21 protein-coding genes and 1 riboswitch are annotated in these 22,043 nt (G+C 30.9%); of the genes, 17 read left to right on the top strand and 4 right to left on the bottom strand.

The window, feature by feature from the left end; all coding sequences use genetic code 11:
- Positions 1 to 28 precede the first annotated feature (28 nt).
- The 9 genes from fsa to KPL54_RS04940 all read left to right on the top strand — a co-directional run bounded on the left by fsa (position 29) and on the right by KPL54_RS04940 (position 9,021).
- The gene (fsa, locus tag KPL54_RS04980) at positions 29 to 676 is read left to right on the top strand and encodes a fructose-6-phosphate aldolase (protein ID WP_216105383.1); all 648 of its coding nucleotides are present in this window, start codon (positions 29 to 31) and stop codon (positions 674 to 676) included.
- 353 nt (positions 677 to 1,029) lie between these two features.
- Positions 1,030 to 2,505: a 4Fe-4S dicluster domain-containing protein gene (locus KPL54_RS04975; protein ID WP_216105381.1), complete on the top strand. Its 1,476-nt coding sequence runs from the start codon at positions 1,030 to 1,032 to the stop codon at positions 2,503 to 2,505.
- 157 nt (positions 2,506 to 2,662) lie between these two features.
- Entirely contained in the window at positions 2,663 to 3,439 is a 777-nt protein-coding gene (locus tag KPL54_RS04970) for an EFR1 family ferrodoxin (RefSeq protein ID WP_216105366.1), read from the top strand.
- A 189-nt stretch (positions 3,440 to 3,628) separates the two neighbouring features.
- Positions 3,629 to 4,108, top strand: a complete 480-nt coding sequence (locus KPL54_RS04965; protein ID WP_216105363.1) for a glutathione peroxidase — start codon at positions 3,629 to 3,631, stop codon at positions 4,106 to 4,108.
- A gap of 197 nt (positions 4,109 to 4,305) precedes the next feature.
- Entirely contained in the window at positions 4,306 to 5,226 is a 921-nt protein-coding gene (locus tag KPL54_RS04960) for an NUDIX hydrolase (RefSeq protein ID WP_216105361.1), read from the top strand.
- A gap of 53 nt (positions 5,227 to 5,279) precedes the next feature.
- Entirely contained in the window at positions 5,280 to 5,933 is a 654-nt protein-coding gene (locus KPL54_RS04955) for an isochorismatase family cysteine hydrolase (RefSeq protein ID WP_216105359.1), read from the top strand.
- A gap of 238 nt (positions 5,934 to 6,171) precedes the next feature.
- Complete coding sequence (locus KPL54_RS04950) at positions 6,172 to 6,537, top strand: hypothetical protein (RefSeq protein ID WP_216105357.1); 366 nt, start codon at positions 6,172 to 6,174, stop codon at positions 6,535 to 6,537.
- 57 nt (positions 6,538 to 6,594) lie between these two features.
- A complete protein-coding gene (locus KPL54_RS04945; RefSeq protein ID WP_216105355.1) occupies positions 6,595 to 8,076 on the top strand; it encodes a nicotinate phosphoribosyltransferase in 1,482 nt (493 codons plus the stop codon).
- Positions 8,077 to 8,181: 105 nt separating this feature from the next.
- Positions 8,182 to 9,021 carry a pirin family protein gene (locus KPL54_RS04940; protein WP_216105354.1) on the top strand — a complete coding sequence of 280 codons (840 nt, stop codon included), beginning with the start codon at positions 8,182 to 8,184 and terminating at the stop codon, positions 9,019 to 9,021.
- Between the two features lie 55 nt (positions 9,022 to 9,076).
- On the opposite strand, the gene KPL54_RS04935 is transcribed toward KPL54_RS04940, so the two are convergent.
- On the bottom strand, positions 9,077 to 9,577 hold the full coding sequence (locus KPL54_RS04935; protein WP_216105351.1) for a C40 family peptidase: 501 nt from the start codon (positions 9,575 to 9,577) through the stop codon (positions 9,077 to 9,079).
- Positions 9,578 to 9,813: 236 nt separating this feature from the next.
- Between KPL54_RS04935 and KPL54_RS04930 the strand changes: the two genes are divergently transcribed.
- Both KPL54_RS04930 and KPL54_RS04925 read left to right on the top strand, forming a co-directional pair.
- Positions 9,814 to 11,196 (top strand): AAA family ATPase, encoded by a 1,383-nt coding sequence (locus tag KPL54_RS04930; RefSeq protein ID WP_216105349.1) that lies wholly within the window; start codon positions 9,814 to 9,816, stop codon positions 11,194 to 11,196.
- Positions 11,186 to 11,935: a hypothetical protein gene (locus KPL54_RS04925; protein WP_216105347.1), complete on the top strand. Its 750-nt coding sequence runs from the start codon at positions 11,186 to 11,188 to the stop codon at positions 11,933 to 11,935. The genes KPL54_RS04930 and KPL54_RS04925 overlap by 11 nt, the downstream gene beginning before the upstream one ends.
- 152 nt (positions 11,936 to 12,087) lie before the next feature.
- Here the strand turns inward: KPL54_RS04925 and KPL54_RS04920 are convergent, their stop codons facing one another.
- Positions 12,088 to 13,467, bottom strand: a complete 1,380-nt coding sequence (locus KPL54_RS04920) for an amino acid permease (protein WP_216105344.1) — start codon at positions 13,465 to 13,467, stop codon at positions 12,088 to 12,090.
- 489 nt (positions 13,468 to 13,956) lie between these two features.
- On the opposite strand from KPL54_RS04920, the gene KPL54_RS04915 reads away from it, so the two are divergent.
- Both KPL54_RS04915 and KPL54_RS04910 read left to right on the top strand, forming a co-directional pair.
- On the top strand, positions 13,957 to 14,784 hold the full coding sequence (locus KPL54_RS04915; protein WP_216105342.1) for an alpha/beta hydrolase: 828 nt from the start codon (positions 13,957 to 13,959) through the stop codon (positions 14,782 to 14,784).
- 257 nt (positions 14,785 to 15,041) lie between these two features.
- A complete protein-coding gene (locus tag KPL54_RS04910; RefSeq protein WP_216105340.1) occupies positions 15,042 to 15,482 on the top strand; it encodes a hypothetical protein in 441 nt (146 codons plus the stop codon).
- Between the two features lie 75 nt (positions 15,483 to 15,557).
- Here the strand turns inward: KPL54_RS04910 and KPL54_RS04905 are convergent, their stop codons facing one another.
- Complete coding sequence (locus KPL54_RS04905) at positions 15,558 to 16,565, bottom strand: DUF3048 domain-containing protein (protein ID WP_216105337.1); 1,008 nt, start codon at positions 16,563 to 16,565, stop codon at positions 15,558 to 15,560.
- Between the two features lie 201 nt (positions 16,566 to 16,766).
- On the opposite strand from KPL54_RS04905, the gene KPL54_RS04900 reads away from it, so the two are divergent.
- On the top strand, positions 16,767 to 18,212 hold the full coding sequence (locus KPL54_RS04900; RefSeq protein ID WP_216105335.1) for an NAD(P)/FAD-dependent oxidoreductase: 1,446 nt from the start codon (positions 16,767 to 16,769) through the stop codon (positions 18,210 to 18,212).
- Between the two features lie 77 nt (positions 18,213 to 18,289).
- Here the strand turns inward: KPL54_RS04900 and thiT are convergent, their stop codons facing one another.
- Complete coding sequence (gene thiT / locus KPL54_RS04895) at positions 18,290 to 18,934, bottom strand: energy-coupled thiamine transporter ThiT (protein WP_216105333.1); 645 nt, start codon at positions 18,932 to 18,934, stop codon at positions 18,290 to 18,292.
- 87 nt (positions 18,935 to 19,021) lie between these two features.
- Positions 19,022 to 19,125, bottom strand: a riboswitch (TPP riboswitch).
- A gap of 372 nt (positions 19,126 to 19,497) precedes the next feature.
- Here thiT and KPL54_RS04890 point away from each other — a divergent pair.
- The 3 genes from KPL54_RS04890 (at position 19,498) to KPL54_RS04880 (ending at position 22,004) form a co-directional block, all read left to right on the top strand.
- On the top strand, positions 19,498 to 19,749 hold the full coding sequence (locus KPL54_RS04890; RefSeq protein WP_216105323.1) for a TM1266 family iron-only hydrogenase system putative regulator: 252 nt from the start codon (positions 19,498 to 19,500) through the stop codon (positions 19,747 to 19,749).
- 44 nt (positions 19,750 to 19,793) lie between these two features.
- Positions 19,794 to 21,212: a [FeFe] hydrogenase H-cluster radical SAM maturase HydG gene (gene hydG, locus KPL54_RS04885; protein WP_216105321.1), complete on the top strand. Its 1,419-nt coding sequence runs from the start codon at positions 19,794 to 19,796 to the stop codon at positions 21,210 to 21,212.
- Positions 21,213 to 21,389: 177 nt separating this feature from the next.
- Entirely contained in the window at positions 21,390 to 22,004 is a 615-nt protein-coding gene (locus tag KPL54_RS04880; RefSeq protein WP_216105320.1) for a nitroreductase family protein, read from the top strand.
- Positions 22,005 to 22,043: the final 39 nt, after the last annotated feature.

The following is a 22,043-nucleotide window of genomic DNA, read 5'->3' as shown; positions in this document are numbered from 1 at the left end:
GCTGACCTTTTATAAGGAGGCTAATTATATGAAATTATTTATTGATACAGCTAATGTAGAAGATATTCGTGAAGCGAATGATATGGGTGTTATTTGTGGTGTTACTACTAATCCATCCCTAATTGCAAAAGAAGGTAGAGATTTTAATGAGGTTATAAAAGAAATAGCATCTATTGTAGACGGACCTATAAGTGGAGAAGTTATTTCTTTAGATTCAAAAGGTATGATAAAAGAAGGAAGAGAAATAGCAAAAATACATAAAAATATGATTGTTAAAATTCCAATGACAGAGGACGGTCTAAAGGCTGTTAAAGTACTTTCAAAAGAAGGGATAAAAACAAATGTAACATTAATATTCTCAGCAGGACAAGCATTACTTGCGGCAAGAGCAGGAGCATCATATGTAAGCCCATTCATAGGAAGACTTGATGATATAAATGCTAATGCTATGGATTTAATAAGAACTATTGTTACAATATTTAAAGTACACGCAATAGACACTGAAATAATTGCGGCTAGCATAAGAAATCCAATGCATGTCACAGATGTTGCAGTTGCAGGGGCTCATATTGCGACTGTTCCACTTAAAATCATTAAACAGATGATAAAACATCCATTGACCGATGCTGGAATAGAAAAATTTGCTAAAGATTGGAAAGAAACTTTCGGAAAATAATAATGAAAGCATTACAAAAAGGGTAACGAACTGTGTTGCTCTTTTTTTTGTTTTTAAAAATATCTAAGGGTCGTTGGTGAAAAAATCCTATTAAGAGATGTATTTAATGTGAATATGATTATATTAAAGTTAAGAGTAGAGGAGCAAAAGGTACATATAAAGTAGTGCTAGAGGGTTTAACCATTACGGGTACCTTAAAATTCCACTTGATAATTTATTAACAATATGTTATTATTTTAACATAATTGAATTGGTATTTTAATGATGGGCAGTAAATATATTTTACGCCTATTTAAAGACGACTAAATTTGATATCTATAATCAACATTCTAAAAATAGGAGAAGTGATACATTTGAGAGCGTTTGATAATGATATACAACTTATAAAATATGAGGTAATAAAAGAAGTGGTTAAACTTTCTATTAAAGGAAATCTGAAAAAAGAAGGTAAAAATCTATTTAAAGTTCTTGTTCCAGGACCTAAAGCAAAAACACGTTGTTGTATTCATAAGGAAAGAGCCATTATTGGAGATCGAATTAAGCTTGTAATGGGTGGAGATAAAAAAAATGAAAATATTATTGAAGTAATAAGTTCTGCTTGTGATGAATGTCCGATCCAACGATTTACTGTAACTGAAGGTTGCAGAGGTTGCATAACACATAAATGTATTCAAGCATGTCCTGTGGGCGCAATCCAATCTATAAATAGGAGATCTTACATTGACCCAAATAAATGTATTGAATGTGGTAAATGTAAAACGGCTTGCCCTTACAATGCGATTTCTGATGTTATGAGACCTTGTCGTAGAGCTTGTAATGCTGATGCATTAAGTTTTGATGAAGATAAAAAAGCAGTAATTAATAATGATAAATGTATACAATGTGGGGCTTGTGTTTATCAATGTCCTTTTGGTGCAATTATGGATAAATCCTCAGTTGTAGATGTTGTTAATTTATTAACAAAATCAAAGGAAAATGAAAAAAAACATGTTTATGCTGTTGTTGCACCCGCAATTGCTAGTCAATTTACATATGCAAAAATTGGACAAGTGGTTGCAGGTATAAAACAAATGGGATTTTATGATGTCATAGAAGTAGCTCTTGGTGCAGATATGGTAGTACAAAATGAAACAAAAGAATTTATAGAAACTATAGAGGAACTTAACACTATGACAAGTTCTTGTTGCCCAGCTTTTGTTTCTTATATTAAGAAAAATTACCCAGAGCTTGGTAAACATGTTTCAAGTACAGTTTCACCTATGATAGCAATATCTAGACTTATTAAAAATACAGACCCTTTAGCTAAAGTTGTGTTTATTGGACCTTGCACAGCTAAAAAAATGGAAATAAAGCAAGCCGATATAAAAGGAATTACTGACTATGTATTGACTTTTGAGGAGCTTGAGGCAATGATTGATGCATATGAAATAGATATTGAGGTCTGCGAGGAACTTCCATTAAATAATGCATCTTATTATGGGAGAATATTTGCTAGATCAGGTGGACTTACAGAGGCAGTAAAACACTTAGTAGATACTTCAGATACAATATTAGAATTTAAACCTATAAGTTGTGATGGCCTTATTGAATGTGATAAAGCATTGAAACTATTAAAATTTAATAGATCAAATGGTAATTTTATAGAAGGAATGGCTTGTTCTGGTGGATGTATAGGGGGTGCAACATCTCTTCATCATACTCCAAAAGATAAAAATGAAATAAATAAATATGGGAAATTAGCTTTAGAAGAAAATGTTACTGAAACAATTAAAGTAATAAAAGTTGAGAAAGTTGATATGCATCGCGGTAAAGACTTTATGACTAAATAATATATATAATGTATGGAACTTTTCTTTAAAAGAAAGGTTCCATATTTTTTTATAAAATCTTGACATTAACTATTATATACAATAGCATTGTATATAATAGAGTAGTTATAAATGAAATTGTTTCAATGGAAATAATATTGAGTATAGGAGTGTTTTTATGGAATCGACAATTTATTGTTTTAGTGGTACGGGTAATTCTTTAAAGGTAGCCAAGGATATAGCTCTTGAATTAAAAGATACAGAAATAATACAAATATGTACAAAAAATATAAATACTGACAATATATCATCGAATAAAATTGGATTTATTTTTCCAGTATACGCTTCTGGAATTCCACTTTTAGTTAAAAAGTTTATTAAAGAAATTAGACTTAAAAAGGATGTTTATGTTTATACCGTTGTAACTTTTGGATCAGCTGCGGGGGCATCTATAAAACAATTAGAAGAGATATTAACTGACAAGGGTGTTAAACTTAGCGCTGCATTTAAAGTCAAAATGCCAGGAAATTATCAAGTGATTTACGCACCTTATTCTGAAGAAAAACAGAAAAAGTGTTTTGACGATGAAAAAGCAAAAATAAGTGGAATTGTTAAAAGTTTAAATAATAATGAGATAGTTGGATTTAGTGGACTAGGAGAAAGCTTGATGAGGACAGTTGGTGGCATGGTTTACAGCAGCTTTAGCCCTTATGAAAAAGATAAAGATTTTTGGATAGACAAAAACTGTAATGGTTGCGGTACATGTTCAAAGGTATGCCCTGCGAGTAATATAGAAATGATGGAGGGTAAACCACAATGGCAACATAAATGTGAGCAATGCCTTGCTTGTATGCAGTGGTGTCCACAAAAATCAATTCAATATAAAAAAGTAACAATAAAAAGAGGTCGTTATCATCATCCGGATGTAGACGCTAAGGAATTGTTCCATTTATAAAAAAAGAGTTATATAAGTTCAGGTTTTAATATAACAATCGTTAGGTTCTTTAAATAGAGATTTAACGTTTGTTTTATTTTTTTGTAAAATTTAGGTTGACAATAATAATAATTAAACATATAATAAAGTTGAGTCAAATTTAATTGTATAAAACTAAAAATAAATTAATTTTGAAAGGAAGTAAAAAATATGAATTTTTATGATTTTTCAGCAAAAGAAATGGATGGACAAGATATAAAGATGGAGCAATACAGGGGTAAGGTTGTTTTAGTTGTAAACACTGCAAGTAAGTGTGGATTAACACCTCAGTTTGAAGGTCTTGAAAAATTATATAACGAATATAAGCAGCAAGGTTTTGAAATTCTAGGATTCCCTTGTAATCAGTTTGCAAAGCAGGATTCTGGTAGTAATGAGGAGATACAGCAATTTTGTTTATTAAATTATGGAGTTAGTTTTACTATGTTTGAAAAAATAAATGTAAATGGACAAAATGCACACCCTTTATATAAATATTTAAAGAATGAAGAAAAAGGATTTTTAGGTAAGGAAATAAAATGGAATTTTACTAAGTTTTTAATAAATACAGAAGGGGAAGTAATTAAGAGATATGCGCCAACAGTGCTTCCATTAAATATAAAAACGGATATCGAAAACTTATTAAAAAAATAAAATTGTATTTAAAAAAACGGGTCTGTAATAAATTACAGGCTCGTTTTTTAGTAATACAATATTTTTAGTGTTTATTACAAAAACATTGACTTTGTATCTATATGGTGCTAAGGTTATAGTATTATAACAATACAAAGTAAATTAGAATGAGCATAGTCATAAAATAATAATAAACAATATAGAAAGGAAAAATGATTATGAGAAATTTAGATATAAAAAATAAGGATGGATTAACTGAAAAAGAGTTTTTGGATAGTTATGTGCCAGGGGATTATGATAGACCCTCTAATACAGTGGATATGCTACTTTTTACGATAGATGATATACCGGTAGATGGGAAAGATCCTGATAAAGCGCTTAAATTGCTTTTGGTAAAGAGGGGTGATCACCCATATATTGGGTGTTATGGAATTCCGGGTGGGTTCGTTAATATTGATGAAGGATTAAGTACTGCTTGTTACAGAGAATTAAAAGAAGAAACTAATATTGATAGTGTGTATTTTGAGCAGTTAAAAACTTTTGGGGATCTAGTAGATAGGGATCCGAGGATGAGGGTTATTTCGATAGCTTATTTGGCACTCGCCGATAAAACAAACATTAAGGCAGTAGCAGGTGATGATGCTACTTATGCGCAATGGTTTACGGTAAAGAAAGATTTTGTTTCATCAGATAATTCTGGAATAGAGAGAGTTGATGTTTATAATATAACACTTATTTCTGACGATGGTGACGTTAAAATAGGTTATGTTGTTTCTGAAAGATTTGTTAAGAATGGCATTATTACAATTAAAGTACCCTCTTATGAGCCACTTAAGTGGAGTAAAGATGAACTTGCTTTCGACCATATTGACGAAGTGTATTATGCGTTAGATAGATTGAAAAATAAGATAGAATACACATCAATTGCTTTTTCATTACTTCCAAAATATTTTACGTTAAGAGAAGCTCAAAAAATATATGAAGCTATTCTTAATTTAGGAAAACCTTTATCAAGGGCTAATTTTAGGCGCAAGATTAAGAAAATGGTTGTAGAAACTGATAAAGAAAAAACAACTGCGGGAAGACCTGCAACCTGTTATATATTTAATGAAAACTGGGAACATAATTTTTTAGACTAATAGGTTAATTATCACCTTTGGCACTAAATAATAAAAGAGAGGAAATGATATGTATGATAAATTTACTAATAAATAAAATATTTGATATGCAAAATGAAATAAAGGGAAATCTAGTTAATCTAAATGACCTTCCAAAAGAAAAAACAGCTTTGATAGTTATGGATATGGTAAATGGTTTTGTCCATGCTGGAATAATGTCTTCACCAAGAGTTGAAACTATTATAGATAATGTTGTAGCTATTAATGAGCGTACATACGGATATAAAAAGGTGTTTTTTTTGGAGCAACATGATGAAAATTCTACTGAGTTTAAAATATACGGAAGACATTGTTTAAAAAATAGTACCGAGGCAGAGCTTATTTCTTCATTAAACTGTGGAGCTACACTTCATAGTAATACTACAATAATCCATAAGAATAGTACTAATGGCTTCCATGCACCAGAATTTAAAACATGGCTTCATGAAAATGAAGCGCAGATTGAAAACTATATTGTAGAAGGTTGCTCAACGGATATATGTGTTAAGCATTTTACAGAAACATTAAAAACATATTTCAATGAAAAAAATATTGATAGAAGAATTATTGTACCAATAGATTCAGTAGAAACATTTGACACTGGAACTCATGATGGTGATTTAATGAAAGTTATATCTCTTTGGGAAATGAAATCTAATGGCATAGAGGTAGTTGATACTATATTATAGTTATTTCATTAATAGTGTAGATTATAAAATTAGTTCCTTTTATTGCCTAAAGGAACTAATTTTATATATAAACTAATAGTATGAAATTTTCATATTGACAATGGAATGGTATATGATATAATGATAGTATCACATAGGTACAAAGTCTCTTGGACATAAAAAGAAAAATAGTAACTTTTAATTTTTTTATGGATACTTTGTACTATTTTGATACTAAATAGGTAAGGAGTGAAAGTATATGATGAATTATTATATGATAAAAATACTAAATGAATTGGTAAATGATGAGAGAATAAATAGTTTATCCGGAGTTGCAAAGGATAATAACAGAAAGGTTTATATCGAAGGTAACGAGTATCAAGAATATAGCTTGGATTTAATTTTTCTTGTTGACACGGATGATCAATTTAAAAAGACTATTGCGTTTACAATAACAACAAATTCATTTAGTTCAAAAATTGAAGTAATAAAACATTGTAGTACGATAAGTCAAATATTTAGTAGAAAGAAAGTTAAAGATGTTATTAACTATATAATAGATAAAATACTAGAATTTAAAAATAATAACCAGAACAACAAATATTTAAATTTATTAAATGCTTAGATAAAGCTAATAATAATTAAGCCCAATAAAAATATTAAATTAAGGAGAAATATGAAAATGAGTAATGAATTCAATATTCGCGAGGAAAGAAATCTTTCAATGTTAATGGATTTTTATGAATTAACAATGTCAAATGGGTATTTTGTAAATGGGGTTTCAAACACAATTGTGTATTTTGATATGTTCTATAGAAAGAACCCAGATGGAGGAGGATTTTCAATAGCAGCGGGCCTGGAACAACTTGTAGTGTTTGTTAAAAACTTAAAATTCACGAGAGATGATGTAGATTTTTTAAGAAGCAAGGGCGTTTTATCAGAGGAGTTTTTAGAGTATTTATTAGCATTTAAATTCTCAGGAGATATATATGCAATTCCAGAGGGTACAGTAGTATTTCCAAATGAGGCAATAGTCACAATTAAGGCAAAAGTAATTGAGGCACAACTTATAGAGACTATGTTACTTTTAACAATCAATCATCAAAGCTTAATAGCTACAAAAGCTAGCAGAATAGTGAGAGCTGCAAAGGGAAGACCAATACTTGAGCTTGGAGCAAGAAGAACCCATGGTGCTGATGCAGCTATAATGGGGGCAAGAGCATCATATATAGGGGGAGTAAGTGGAACGGCTACAACTATTGCAGATCAAATGTACGGGATTCCTGCTACTGGAACAATGGCACATTCATGGATACAATTCTTTGGAGATGAATATAAAGCTTTTGAAACATATGCTAAAACTTACCCAGATACATGTACATTACTTGTTGATACATATAATGTTATAACTAGTGGTATACCAAATGCTATTAGGGTTTCCAAAGATGTTTTAGAGCCAATTGGAAAAAGGTTAAAAGCAATTAGACTTGATAGTGGAGATCTTGCTTATCTTTCAAAGAAAGTAAGAATTATGTTAGATGCAGCAGGGCTTACAGATTGCAAAATAGTAGCATCTAATAGCTTAGATGAGTTTATTATAACTGAATTATTAAATCAAAATGCTAAAATAGACATATTTGGTGTTGGTGAAAGATTAGTAACGGCCAAATCAGAACCAGTATTCGGTGGTGTTTATAAATTAGTGGCAGTTGAAGAAGAGGGAGAAGTTGTACCAAGAATTAAATTGAGCGAAAGTGAAGAAAAAATTATTAATCCAGGATATAAAATGTGCTGGAGATTATATGACAAAAATACTCACAAGGCAATTGCGGATGTTATTACACTTACAGGTGAGGTTATAAATGAAGCGGCTCCATATACAATCTTTGATCCAGTTCTTACTTGGAAAAAGAAAAAAGTTACCAATTTTTACGCAAAAAAGCTTCAAGTACCAATATTTCTTAACGGAGAGTGTGTATATGTATTGCCAAGCTTAGAAGAAATTAGAGATTACTGCAAAAATCAAGTAGACAGCATATGGGATGAAGTTAAGAGATTTTCTAATCCTCACAAGTATTTTGTTGATTTATCTCATGAACTTTGGTTAGTTAAGCAGGAATTAATTCGAAAATATAGAAATCTAGAAGAAAAAAATGAAAAATAATTAAATGTACTTATATTAGTTATATGATATAGTGATTATGTGTTTAGAAGAAAGAACAATTGGTAATATAAAGTAAATTAGATTTGATTAGGGAGGGATAATATTATGAAAACAAGGGAAATACATAAAGTAGTAACAGGAACAACTCAGTATGATGGAGCTGGAGTAAAACTTGTTCGTGTGATTAGTTTACCTGATGTAAAAGAATTTGATCCGTTTTTGATGTTAGATGCTTTTGACTCAATAGATCCTGATGATTATACGAAAGGTTTTCCATGGCACCCACATAGGGGGATAGAGACAGTTACTTACCTTATAAGTGGAGATATTGAGCATACAGATAGCTTAGGGAATAAGGGAAGTATATTAGATGGTTGTTGTCAATGGATGACAGCAGGTGGTGGAATCCTTCATCAGGAAATGCCCAAAATATCAAATAGAATGCTTGGCGTTCAACTTTGGATTAATCTACCTCAAAAGGATAAAATGACAAGTCCGAAGTATCGAGATATTAGAGCAGACATGGTAACTAAAATTGACGAAGATGATAACATCATTAGAGTTATTTCAGGGAATTATAAAGGTAATTCAGGAGCCGTGCAAGGTGAACATGTGAAAATGTTATTCTTAGACGTTGAAATGAAAGCTGGTGCACGATGGGAATTAGAAACTATGACTGACACAACGCTGTTTATATATATAGTGGAAGGCGAAGGCTGTTTTGATGATTCTAATGATAAATTAGTTCCAAGTAGGAGTGCAGTACTTTTTAATAATGGTGAGAAATTAATAGCTAGAGCAACAGAAAAAGGTCTTCGTTTTCTTTTGTTTTCGGGAGCTAAATTGAATGAGTCAATTGCATGGGGTGGACCTATTGTAATGAATACTAAGGAGGAACTTAAGAGGGCATTTAAAGATATTGAGGATGGAACATTCGCGCGGTAGCAAACCAAAGCTTAGGAGCAAGCAATAATTACAAATTATTGTTTGCTCCTTTTTCCTAATTGCTCGTTATTCTTCTGGCTGTATTATAATCAGGCATATATTTTAAATCTATAATTTTAATCGATGACCCAGTTTTAGGAGAATGTATAAATTTTCCACTGCCGACATAAATGCCTACATGATAAACAGGATTTCCAAAAAAAACTAAATCTCCTTTCTTAAGGGTAGATTTACTAACTACACTGCCTTTTGATGTTTGAGATGATGCAATGCGTGGCAAATTTACTTTGAAATTATTATAAACATGCATAGTAAAACCAGAGCAATCAAAACCAGCTGTGGTAGTTCCACCATATTTATATGGGATGCCGATAAATGTTTCTGCATAGTCTACGATATTAGTCCCTGTAAGCTTGCTCTTACTTGCTGCTAATTGAGTAATTTCTGTTGTGTATACAAGTGCCTCAGCCTGTGCAGGCTTACTAGTAATAATACTTATTGAACCTGCAAGCAATAAAGCAAGAGCAAATGATGTAATATTTTTAACTTTCTTCATTATGGCCTCCTTTGTAAACGTGATCTATTACTACATTCTACATAAATATAGGAAATACCTTTAAAAAACAAAAACTTTTTTTAATTATACTAATTAAGGGTATAATGAATAATATTGTTTGAATGTGATATAATATTAGTGAATACATTAAAAGAAACATTTTGTATCAATTAAATGAAAAGTATTAACGATTTATAGTGACAAGCGTGTAATTTATATGTATGGGAGTGAAATTTATGACAAAAACAATTATAAGAATACAAAAGATTGAACTTACGGGGTTTAAGAATATTCAGGAGGGAATTATCGATTTGTCAGGTTATAGACAGAAAAAATATTATAGTGGTAAATCGGATATAATTGGAATTTATGGACAAAATGGTTCAGGAAAAACGACTATAGTAGAAGCTTTTAAATTATTTAAAACAATAGCAAGTGGTGAAAAATTACCAGAAGATATTAAAAATTATATACATGAATTAGAAGAAACAGCTACATTAAAATTTGTTTTCTATATTGAACTAAAAGATCAAAAGTTATTAGTATATTACCAGTTTTCATTAAGGAGAAAAGAAGGGCAAGCAGAATTATATAATGAGAAGTTAAGTTATTCTCAAATAAATGAGGATAATAAAAAAAGAAAAATTGATATAATCGAATATCTTATAGATTCAAAGGATACATATATATTGCCAAAGGCTCGTTATAACGAGTTAATAAGAAATAATAGAGAAAATGAATTTAATCTTGAAGTGAGTAAAAGGTTATCGATAAAGGAAAAAACATCTTTTATTTTTAACGATAGTTTAGAAGAAATTTTTAAAAGTAATTCTGTGAGCAATGATTATTTTAATGTTATTAATGTTATTAAACATTTTGCTAGAGTAAATTTATTTGTAATAACTAATGAACATTCAGCTACTATAAGCCTTAATTATATGCCATTAAGTTTTAGAATGGAGGATGAGGTCGGCGTAACTAGTGGAGATATCGCAATTAATTTACTTGGAACATCAAATATAGATAAAAAAAGGTATAATATAGCAACAAAAATTATAAAACAGTTGAATATAGTGTTAAGCACTATTATTCCTAATTTACAGTTAGAGATTAACAATTTAGGAAACGAATTATATAAAAATGGAAAAGAAGTAGTAAGAATACAATTACTTTCTATTAAAAAAGATATAAAGATTCCGCTTAAATATGAATCTGAAGGTATTAAAAAGATAATTTCTATTTTAAGTACATTAATTTCTATGTTTAATAATCCATCAATTTGTCTAATAGTTGATGAGCTTGATGCTGGTATATTTGAGTATTTGTTAGGGGAATTATTAAAGATAATTGAGCAAGAAGGAAAAGGTCAATTTATCTTTACGTCACATAACCTAAGACCACTCGAAATGTTAGAAAAAGAATCATTGGTATTTAGTACCGCGAATCCTCAAAATAGATTTATAAGAATAACGAATATAAAAAGTAATAACAATCTACGAAATGTATATTTACGTGGGGTTGATTTGGGGGGACTTAACGAGTGTATATACGAAGAAACTAATAGTTTTGAGATTGCACACGCCTTTAGAAAAGCTGGTGAGATTCTTTATGAAGAGTAAAAAAATTGTATTATTTATAGTTGAGGGAGTAACTGATAGAAATTCATTTGCATTGATTTTATCTAAAATAATTGAAAAAGATAAAATTGTTAGGTTTAAAGTTATTCATGGTGATGTAACGGCGCAAAATGGAGTTAATGCAAGTAATATTTACACTAAAATTACGGATTATATAAAGGAGTTTATATCTAGTGATATGTATAAGAAAAGTGATATTTCAAATGTAATTCATTTAGTAGATACTGACGGTGCATTTATAAATGATGAACAAGTTCTGCAAAAGGATACGAATAGTATTAAACCGAGTGATAGTATTGAGTATAACACGCAGAATATATATGCAAAAAATACCGACAATATAAAAAAGCGTAATAAACAAAAATCACAAATTCTAAGTAAGCTCGCAACTACGAATGTGGTATATGCAAACTTAAGCTACCGGGTATATTTCTTTTCTTCTAATTTAGAACATGTAATTCATAATATACAAGGCGTTAATGCGGATGATAAACGGAGGTTTGCTGAAAAATTTGAAGACAAATTTATAACAAACCCTATTAGTTTTATTGAATTTATGAATAATCCGGAATTTGCTATTAATGCTGAGTATAAAGAGACCTGGGAGTTTATAAAAAAAGATACAAATTCTCTAAAACGATTTACTAATTTTAATTTATATCTTAACGACATTTCAGAAGGAAAGTCTCCCACTTCTATAAGTGGGCGTAACTTACCTTAGCAGAAATAAAACTTCAGTGGGGTTTTAAATTCCCTTCTGAAGTCGTTAATGCAGCTCCCCAGGAGATGATTTAACACAATAAAGACTGAATAAATTATAAAAATAAAGTAGACTACCAAAAGGTTGTCTACCTTGTTTTTATAATTTTATTTCTATTTTTCTTTTTGAAGTAAACTGTGATGTCTACTATACACGAAGTAAATTACTATTCCAATTAATAACCAAATTATAAATCTAATCCATGTTACGAGTGGTAAGGCTGACATTAAATAAATACAAGCAAGTGCAGAAATGATAGGTAGAACTGGTACCCATGGGCACCTAAACTTTCTTTCAATATTTGGCATAGTTTTCCTAAGTACTATAACTCCTATTGAAACTAGAATGAATGCAAATAATGTACCTATATTGCATAGTTTTATTATTTCATCTAATGGTAAAAAACCGGCCATTATTCCAGCAATACTACCTGTTATTATTGTGCAAAGAGTAGGGGTTTTGTGAATAGGGTGTACCTTTGAAAAAACCTTTGGAAGTAAGCCATCTCTTGACATAACCATAAACACTCTAATTTGTCCATAAAGCATTACAAGTAGTGTTGAAATCATACCGATAACGGCTCCAGTTCCAACTAGCGCGGCTCCCCAATTGATGCCAAATCTTGCAAGAGCTCCTGGAACAGCATTGTTTTCAATTATTTCTTTATATGGAACCATACCAGTTATAACAAGTGCAACTGCAACGTAAAGTATAATTACTACTCCTAGGCAAATTGCAAGTCCGCGAGGTACGTCCCTCTTTGGGTTTATAGTTTCTTCGGCAGCGGTTGAAACTGCGTCAAAACCAATATATGCAAAGAATATAATTGAAGCACCAGCCATAACACCACTCCAACCAAATGGAGCAAATGGTTTATAGTTAGCTACATTGATATGGAATACTCCAAGTATTACAAATAAAACAATTACACCAATTTTTACCATGACAATTTTATTGTTCAATTTTGCACTTTCTTTTATGCCTATAAATAATATCCAAGTTACAAACATAGTTATAAGAACAGCAGGCAAGTCAATAATTCCACCGGCCGAGGGAGTTCTAATTATTGCATTAGGCAAATTTAGCCCTGCGGAACTTAATAAACCTACAAATGTTCCTGACCATCCAGACGCAACTGCAGCGGAAGAAACCAAATATTCAAGCATTAAGTCCCATCCTATAATCCAGGCTATTAATTCGCCAAAGGCAACATAAGAGTATGCATATGTACTTCCCGCAACTGGAAACATTGTAGCAAGTTCAGAATAAGTAAGAGCGCAAAGTGCACTTATTACCGCAGCTACTATAAATGATAAAACAACTGCAGGCCCTGCTAGATGAGCCCCAACACCAGTTGAAACAAAAATACCTGTACCAACAACTGCACCTATTCCAAGTGCTGCAAGGTCTTTTGATGTAAGGTTCTTCTTTAAATCAGATTTTTCAGCTGAATGTAACATTTGTTCTAGTGTTTTCTTTTTCCAAATATCCATAAATTTTTTCACTCCTTTAATTAAATTTTAATTTTACTTTATCACTTTATTTACATAAAAATTAAAGTTTTATGTATTAATATTGTTCATTCTTTATTTAAATTGTCTGTATTTAAAACTATAAAAAGAAATGAATGTAATAGTATATTATGAATGAAAAATATTAATAAGAATCATTATATAGAAAATTTGGAGAATTATAAAGAGCTAAACATAGCTTGTTAAGCTTATTGGTTTGATTAGATATACAATGCTATAACATCATGACATTTTCTAAGTTTTAATATGCAGTTACAATATTGACAAGATGATTTAATTTTATGTGGATAAGAAGTAAAATAGTAGCAAAAATTATTAATATACTAATAATATAAAGAGAACATTATAAGAATATAGACAATTTGGTATATTTTTATTATAATAGACTTAATTTGTAAAAAAGTATCGGTAGTTTTTTAGCTTAAATTTATGATTAAAGGGGATATGAATATGATAAATAAGACTATTGATTTGTGGGGTAAGTTTCCATATGAAAATAAAGGAAATGATGATTTTAGACCAAGTTTAGATACATATTTACTTAAAGGAGATAAATTAAGGGGAGCTGTTTTAATATGCCCAGGAGGGGCATATGCTTATACTTCATTAAGAGAAGCTGAACCAATAGCTATTAAATTTAATGCTGCTGGCTTTCATGCATTTGTCTTATATTATAGCGTTGCTCCAAACAAGTATCCACAGGCATTGCTAGATTTATCAAGGGCAATGTGTATACTTCGTGAAAATTCTAAAGAGTGGAAAATTGATGTTAATAAAATTGCGGTGTGTGGCTTCTCGGCAGGTGGGCATGTAGCTGCAAGTCTTGGAGTTTATTGGGATGAGCTTTATTTAAAAGGGGTACCTGGAATTGAGGTAGGTAAAAATAATCCAAATGCTCAAATTTTATGTTATCCTGTCATAACATCAGGAGTATTTACTCATGAAAACTCACTTTGCAATTTGATAGGAGATAATGCCAGCGAGTCATTAAAGGAGAAAATGTCATTAGAACATAATGTCTCTGAGAAAACACCACCTACATTTTTATGGCATACATTTGAAGATAACTCAGTACCGGTTGAAAATACATTGTTATTTGCTAAGGCGTTAAGAAACAAAAAAATACCTTTTGAATTACACATATATCCAGAGGGACCACATGGGTTATCGCTTGCTAATGAAGAAACTCGGGAAGAGGGAAAAGGGGTTTATCCGAATGTTGCTACTTGGATGGATTTGTGTATTACGTGGTTAACTAATCTATTCTCAAAGAAATAGAATAAAACTTTATAAGAACATATTTTTAGCCTAAACACCTATTTTCAAAGCGTTCCTGAAAACCAGTCATAGATTGTTCATAATATTGACACTTAAATGCAATAATTATTTGTTACTATTGTTAATAGATACAGAGGAACTACATAATGAATCCTCAAAATAACATATAAAAATACCACTAAAGATTAATAATATCAGGTGAGTATTAAATGCAATTAATTATATAGCCTTTAAGGGCGGAATGGAGATAAATTATTATGGAACATAATGTAAAAAATGCATCAAAAAAATCTGCTTTTTCAATCTTTTTATTTATATCTGCTATAGTTGTAGCAATCTTAGGGGTTGTACTCTTGGTTGTTAATATTTACTTGTATAAAACTAGCGTAAATCAAGCTGTAGCTCAAGGTTATGCAGTTGCTACTGTAAGAAAGGCATATGTGCCATCACAATTGATACCAGGAATATTCCAACCGATTGCCTTGTATGGTGGAATTGCATTACTTCTAGTAGCAGTGGGTAAAATCAGTGATAAAGTTTCAAAATGTTTAACAGTTTCAACTAAAAAAGAGATTTGCGATGATGTTACTCATGAATATTGTGAAGATCAAGCAGATCAAGATGTTACTAATGTAGAAAATATAGAAACAACTAATCCCGAAGAAATATCGGACGAAACTCAAAAAAATATAGACTAAAAATAAAGAAGGTCTTGTCTTAGCAATTAGCTAGGGCGAGACCTTTTTTTTTATGGTTAATTTGAAAATTATAAATTACTTTATATCTATAACTGCGTTTTTATCTACGATATTCCACCAAGTCTTTCCTGGATTTAAAGGCAAAATATTACCTTTTTCATCTGTTAGCAGTGTTTTTGAAGTTGTTGTTTTTTTAGTCCAAAACATTTTAACATATTTACCATTGCTGATAACATAACCATTTCCTGTGCCCACAAGTTTAATGTCTAAATGACTTCCATCTGATTGAGTTTTAATTGAGGTTATTTGGACAACTACATTTTTAACGCTTAAGGGAAGTTTATTTTCTTTATCAGTAGAAGATTTTCCATCCATGCTTTTTAGGTAAAATCCATTTTTATAAGTGTATCTAGTGTTGTAATATTTATTTAAATTTAAAAATACATCGGATGCTTTAGTTAGTTTAGTATTATCCCAATAGCTTTTATTAAATTTTAATGTAACACTAGGTGAGTATACAAATTTTTTACTTTTGATAAGCTCTCTTAATTTATCTGTAGAGGTATAAAGGTTATGAGGAGCTTTCCTTATCGAATCCCTCCAATATGTAGAGGCATTTGTCATTTCGTTCATGCTCATTAATTTTTCTCCATTTATTTTAAGAAGAGCTTCTTCGCTTCCACCACAATGAGCAAAAGGCAAATTATATTCCTTTGAAATATCTAAAAAATAAGCCCGAGCGCTTCTAATTGGTCCAATCTTTTTAGGACTTTCCTTTTGAAACAATGCAATAAATCTAGGAATTCCACCCTCTGCCATGGTTTCATAAACTATATCCGCATCATTTAATCCGGATTGAGGTCTTGCATCTAAAGAGTTCTCGACTATTGCAAGTACAGCAATATTAGAGAATACATTCTTTGTTACATCTTCGCCAGTATAGGGTGAGATGTATTTTTGAGAGGTTTTTACAGTGGGGGTTGGTTTGAGTGGTATTGTAGTATCAACTTTTTTGCCACACCCCTCGAACAAAAAAAACATTGAAACAAGTATACATAGTAGCAGTTTAGATTTATTTTTCAAACTAAATATCTCCTCCTTTAGTTTTAAGTATTATAATATATGGTTATAATAAATCTTTCTACAAGGCATAGATAATCACCTTTATATTTAATGATTTTTTTGTGAAATATCTATTATAATATAAAAACTTATACTATAATAGATATTAATAAAGAATAAGTATTAAAGGCTATAAAAATAATATGTTGTGAGGTGATTTTTATGTATGATGTAATTATTATAGGCGCGGGAGTAGTTGGAGCAGCTATTGCAAGGGAACTTTCAAGGTATGATTTAAAAATATGTATTTTAGAAAAAGAAGATGATGTTGCAACCAAAGCGTCAAAAGCAAATAGTGGGATAGTTCATGGGGGATATGCGGCAAAGTACGGTACATTAAAAGGACAATTATGTGGAAAAGGGAATAAAATGTATAAAGCACTTGAGAAAGAATTAAATTTTGGATATCGGAAAACAGGAGCTTTGGTAATTGGTTTTAATGAGAGTGATGAGAAAAGAATTATTGAGCTATATGAGAACGGTCTAAAACTTGGATGCGATGATTTAGAGATTATAAAAGGTGAGAAGTTAAAAGAGATAGAGCCATACTTAAATAGTGAAGTAAAGGTAGCACTTTATGCTAAAAGTGTAGGGGTTACCTCACCTTATGAATTTACAATTGCATTAGTTGAAAATGCAATAACTAATGGTGTAGAACTTAAGCTAGAGAATGAAGTAATGAGTATAGAGAAATTGGAAGAAAAATTTACGGTTCATACTAATAAGGAGGATATCGAATCAAGATACATTATAAATGCTGCAGGACTTCATAGTGATAAAATATCTAATATGGTAGGAATCGATGATTTTAAAATAGTACCAAAGCGAGGTCAATATATTCTAATGGGAAAAGATCAAGGTCATCTTGTAAATACTGTTATTTTTCAAGTGCCTACAGATAAGGGGAAAGGAATACTTGTAACTACAACATATCATGGTAATTTTATGATTGGACCTAATGCAGAAGAGGTTGATAATACAGAAGATGTATCAACTAATGAGAATAGTTTAAAGGATGTAATTACTGCTGCTAGAATGTCCATACCTGATTTTAATATTCAAAAGGCATTAACTACTTTTTCAGGTATAAGAGCTACTAGTAGTACAGGAGATTTTATCATTGAGGAAAGTAGAGTTAAAAGATTCATAAATGTTGCTGGGATAGATTCACCAGGGCTTACATCATCACCTGCAATTGCGAAGATGGTTGTAGATATAATTAAGAATTTAGAAGGAAATCTTAGACTGAAAAATAGTTTTAATCCAAATAGAAATGGAATAGTAATAAAGAAGGATAAAAATTTTGATGGAAAAGTTGATGATGAAAATAAAGAAAAGAACATAATATGCAGATGTGAGCAGGTTACAGAGTCAGAAATTATTGATGCTATTCACAGAAATATACCAATTAGTTCTACAGACGCTATAAAAAGACGTACAAGAGCAGGAATGGGAACTTGCCAAGGTAATTTTTGTAAAAGAAGAGTTAAGGCGATAATAGCAAGAGAACTTAATATTTCAGAGGATAAGGTTACGGTAAGGGGAAATAGTAATTCTAAACCACCAGTTAAGGCGGAAATAAATTTAATTAGGAAGGCTAAATATTAAGATGATAAATTTAAGTTAGAATAAAAAAAGAGCAAAGATCATTTTATGAACTTTGCTCCAATGTTTGAGATGGAAAATTAACTTAAGCTAGGTTTATTTACAACTAGTTTTGATAAACGTTTTATAGGTAAAATAGCAATAATTATACAGGTGATTATTGCTTCGAGACCCATGTATGAGCCGTTATATAAAAGGGAGTATAAATAAACAGAAGTTCCCTTTGGAGCAGAGGTAGCGAAAAATACTACGCCGGATATAAAATGGCATGCAAATCTTGCTAGCATTGCACAGATTACTCCGATAAGTATTCCTGTAATTTTAAAGGATCTAAAGTATCCTACTATTCCAATGGCCATAAAAGGAAGAGGATAATCAAATAATACTTGGACTGGGTGGACTGCAAAAGGAGATAATATAAAATTTATTATTCCAAATAAAAATCCTGTTAGAAACCCAACTTCAGGACCATAAAATAATGCTATTAGTACTATTGGGACCATACTTCCAGCAGTTACGCTACCACCTTGTGGTAATTTCATAATAGTAATAAATTGTAATGAAGTAGCTAATGCAATAGATACACCAACTAAAGTTATCATTTGCGTAGTAAATTTAATTTTTCTAACTTTAAAAACAACATAAATTAATATTAAAACTCCGAGTAGTGCAAAAAGAGCAGTAGGGCTTTTGGTAATTTCAGCGATTCTTTCATTTAAAGACATTTATATAACCTCCATGTATTGTGCTACAGAAGTATTATGGTAAAAACAAAAAAACTATATTCACAAAAGGAATATAGTTAATGTATTTATACATCATTACCGCTTTCCTCCGCTGGTATTATCCAGATCAGGTATAAGGGTCAATGAATTAATATTCATATCTCAGCCATAAGGCACCCCTAGCACATATATTATTATTATTTAATTATAGAACAGTATATTACAATTTACAAGTAAATTTAAGTATTTAGTATAAGGGCCGCCTATGTAAGTAAACAAAAGGTAAGTTTGCAATTTAAAACACAGAGTGTTATTGTATAGGTGTTCTAGGTAAATTTTAAAATTAGGATAGGTTTTGTCTTGTTAAAAATTAAACAATGAATTATAATTACAAAGATATCGTTCTGAAGGTATGAGGGTTCGTCCCGAATGAGAAGGCGAGAGAATAGTTGTAATATTGTTAAGAACATACTTTTAATGGTGTGTCTTTAATTATAAGAAACTATCCCTATGCCTTTAGAGGTATAGGGATAGTTTAATTTATTAAGGAGATGATTTAATTAATGGAAACAAGAATTGCATTAATTGGAATTATAGTTGAAAATACAGATTCAGCTCCAAAACTTAACTCTATACTTCATGAATATGGTGAGTATATTGTAGGTAGAATGGGGGTTCCATATCATAAACGTGATATCTCAGTAATAAGTGTTGTTATTGACGCACCAAATGATGTTATCAGTGCTCTATCAGGTAAGCTAGGAATGATACCCGGTGTAAACACTAAAACAATTTATTCCAAGGTTACACCGTAAGCAGAGTAAATAAAAATTATTTTATATAAAAAGGAGATTATATTATGTATGATTCTATGTCAAAAAATGCAACAGAGTTTATTGATGATGATGAAATTTTATCTACCGTTGCGTATGCTAAGGAAAACAAGAGTAATCGTGAATTAATTGATAGTCTAATAAAACGTGCAAGTGAAGGCAAGGGGTTAACACATAGGGAAGCTGCTGTTCTACTTGAATGTGATTTGAAAGATGAAGAAGAAAAAATGTTCAAACTTGCAAAGGAACTTAAGCAAAAACTTTATGGTAATCGTATTGTTATATTTGCTCCTTTATATCTATCAAATCATTGCATAAATGGATGTGTGTATTGTCCTTATCATTCTAAAAACAAAACAATACATCGTAAAAAACTTTCACAAGAAGAAATAGTTAAAGAGGTTGTTGCGCTTCAGGATATGGGACACAAGAGATTGGCTTTAGAAGCAGGAGAAGATCCTATTAATAACCCAATTGAATATATTTTGGAGAGTATCAAGACAATCTATAGTATTAAACATAAAAATGGGGATATTAGACGTGTAAATGTTAATATTGCGGCTACTACTGTAGAGGAATATAAGATGCTCAAAGAAGCTGGAATTGGCACTTATATACTTTTCCAGGAAACCTATAATAAGAAAAGTTATGAAGAGCTCCACCCAACGGGACCAAAGCATAACTACGCATATCATACTGAGGCAATGGACCGTGCAATGGAAGGCGGTATTGATGACGTTGGAATTGGTGTATTGTTTGGTTTAAATATGTATCGTTATGACTTTGTAGGTTTACTTATGCATGCAGAGCATTTAGAAGCAGCTAAGGGTGTAGGCCCACATACTATAAGTGTTCCAAGAATTTGTCCTGCTGATGATATTGATCCGAATGCATTTTCAAATTCAATATCAGATGAGATGTTTGAAAAAATTGTAGCTGTTATTCGTATTGCTGTACCATATACAGGCATGATTGTTTCAACTCGTGAATCAAAATCAACTCGTGAGCGTGTGCTAGAACTTGGTATATCTCAGGTAAGTGGAGGATCATGTACAAGTGTCGGGGGATATTCGCAGCCAGAAGCAGAAGATGATAATTCAAAGCAATTTGAAGTAACAGACACTAGAAAATTAGATGAAATAGTAAATTGGCTTTTAGAACTTGGTTATATTCCAAGCTTTTGTACTGCCTGTTATAGAGAGGGACGTACAGGAGATAGATTTATGAAACTTGTAAAGTCAGGTCAGATTGGAAACTGCTGTCAGCCAAATGCACTAATGACACTTAAAGAATATTTGGAGGATTACGCATCCGAGGATACTAAGAAAAAGGGTGAGATCTTAATTCAAAATGAGATTCCAAATATAAAAAGTGAAAAAGTTCGAGAAATTGCAACGGAGTATTTGAAAGAACTTAAAGATGGAAAAAGAGATTTTCGTTTCTAAAATTACAAAAGAGGTAGAGCAGAAGTTGCTCTACCTCTTTTGCATTTTTCATATAATCAAGTAATTTTATCATTTACTTGACATATTGAAGATATAGTAATACTATGATAATATAAAGTATATAATAATTATTACTAATAGATAATATAATCAGCAAAAGAAATCGGGGGAATTTAAATGAATTTAAAAGAAGTTTATGAAGGTAGAAGAGCTATTAATTTTTTTGATACTAATAAAGGTGTGGAGGCTGAATTACTTAAAGATATAATTAACATTGCGGTACTCGCACCATCAGCATTTAATCTTCAACCTTGGGAAATTATAGCAGTAAAATCTAAAGAGGGTAAAGAAAGATTGCATAAATTTGCAGCTCAACCTAAGATATTAGAAGCTCCAGTTACTTTAATTATAGTAGGTAACAAAACAGGATATGAAGCATCAAACCCTACTTGGAATGATATGTTAAAGTTAATGGGTGGAGATAAAGAAAAATTAGCAGGTACACAAGGAATGGCAGCTGGTTTATATGGTACATCAAATGAAAATAAATTAAAGTTTGCTGAAAGCAACGCAGGATTACTCGCAATGTCTATAATGTATGCAGCTAAGAGTCTTGGAGTTGATTCTCATGCAATGAGCGGAATGGATTTTGAAGGTGTACGAAAAGAATTTGAACTTGATGAGAATAAGACTGTTGTTATGCTAATTTCACTTGGTCACTTAGATGAGAGTAATACACTTTACCCAAGAGCATATAGAAGAGGGTACGATGAGATAGTGAAAGAAGTTTAAAATATTTTAAATTATAATTTAATAGATTTTAATAATAAA

The organism is Clostridium estertheticum, from assembly GCF_018861295.1.
Taxonomy (GTDB): domain Bacteria; phylum Bacillota; class Clostridia; order Clostridiales; family Clostridiaceae; genus Clostridium_AD; species Clostridium_AD estertheticum_D.
Note: the sequence above shows the minus strand (reverse complement) of the source record. Positions and strands in the feature narration are given on the sequence as shown.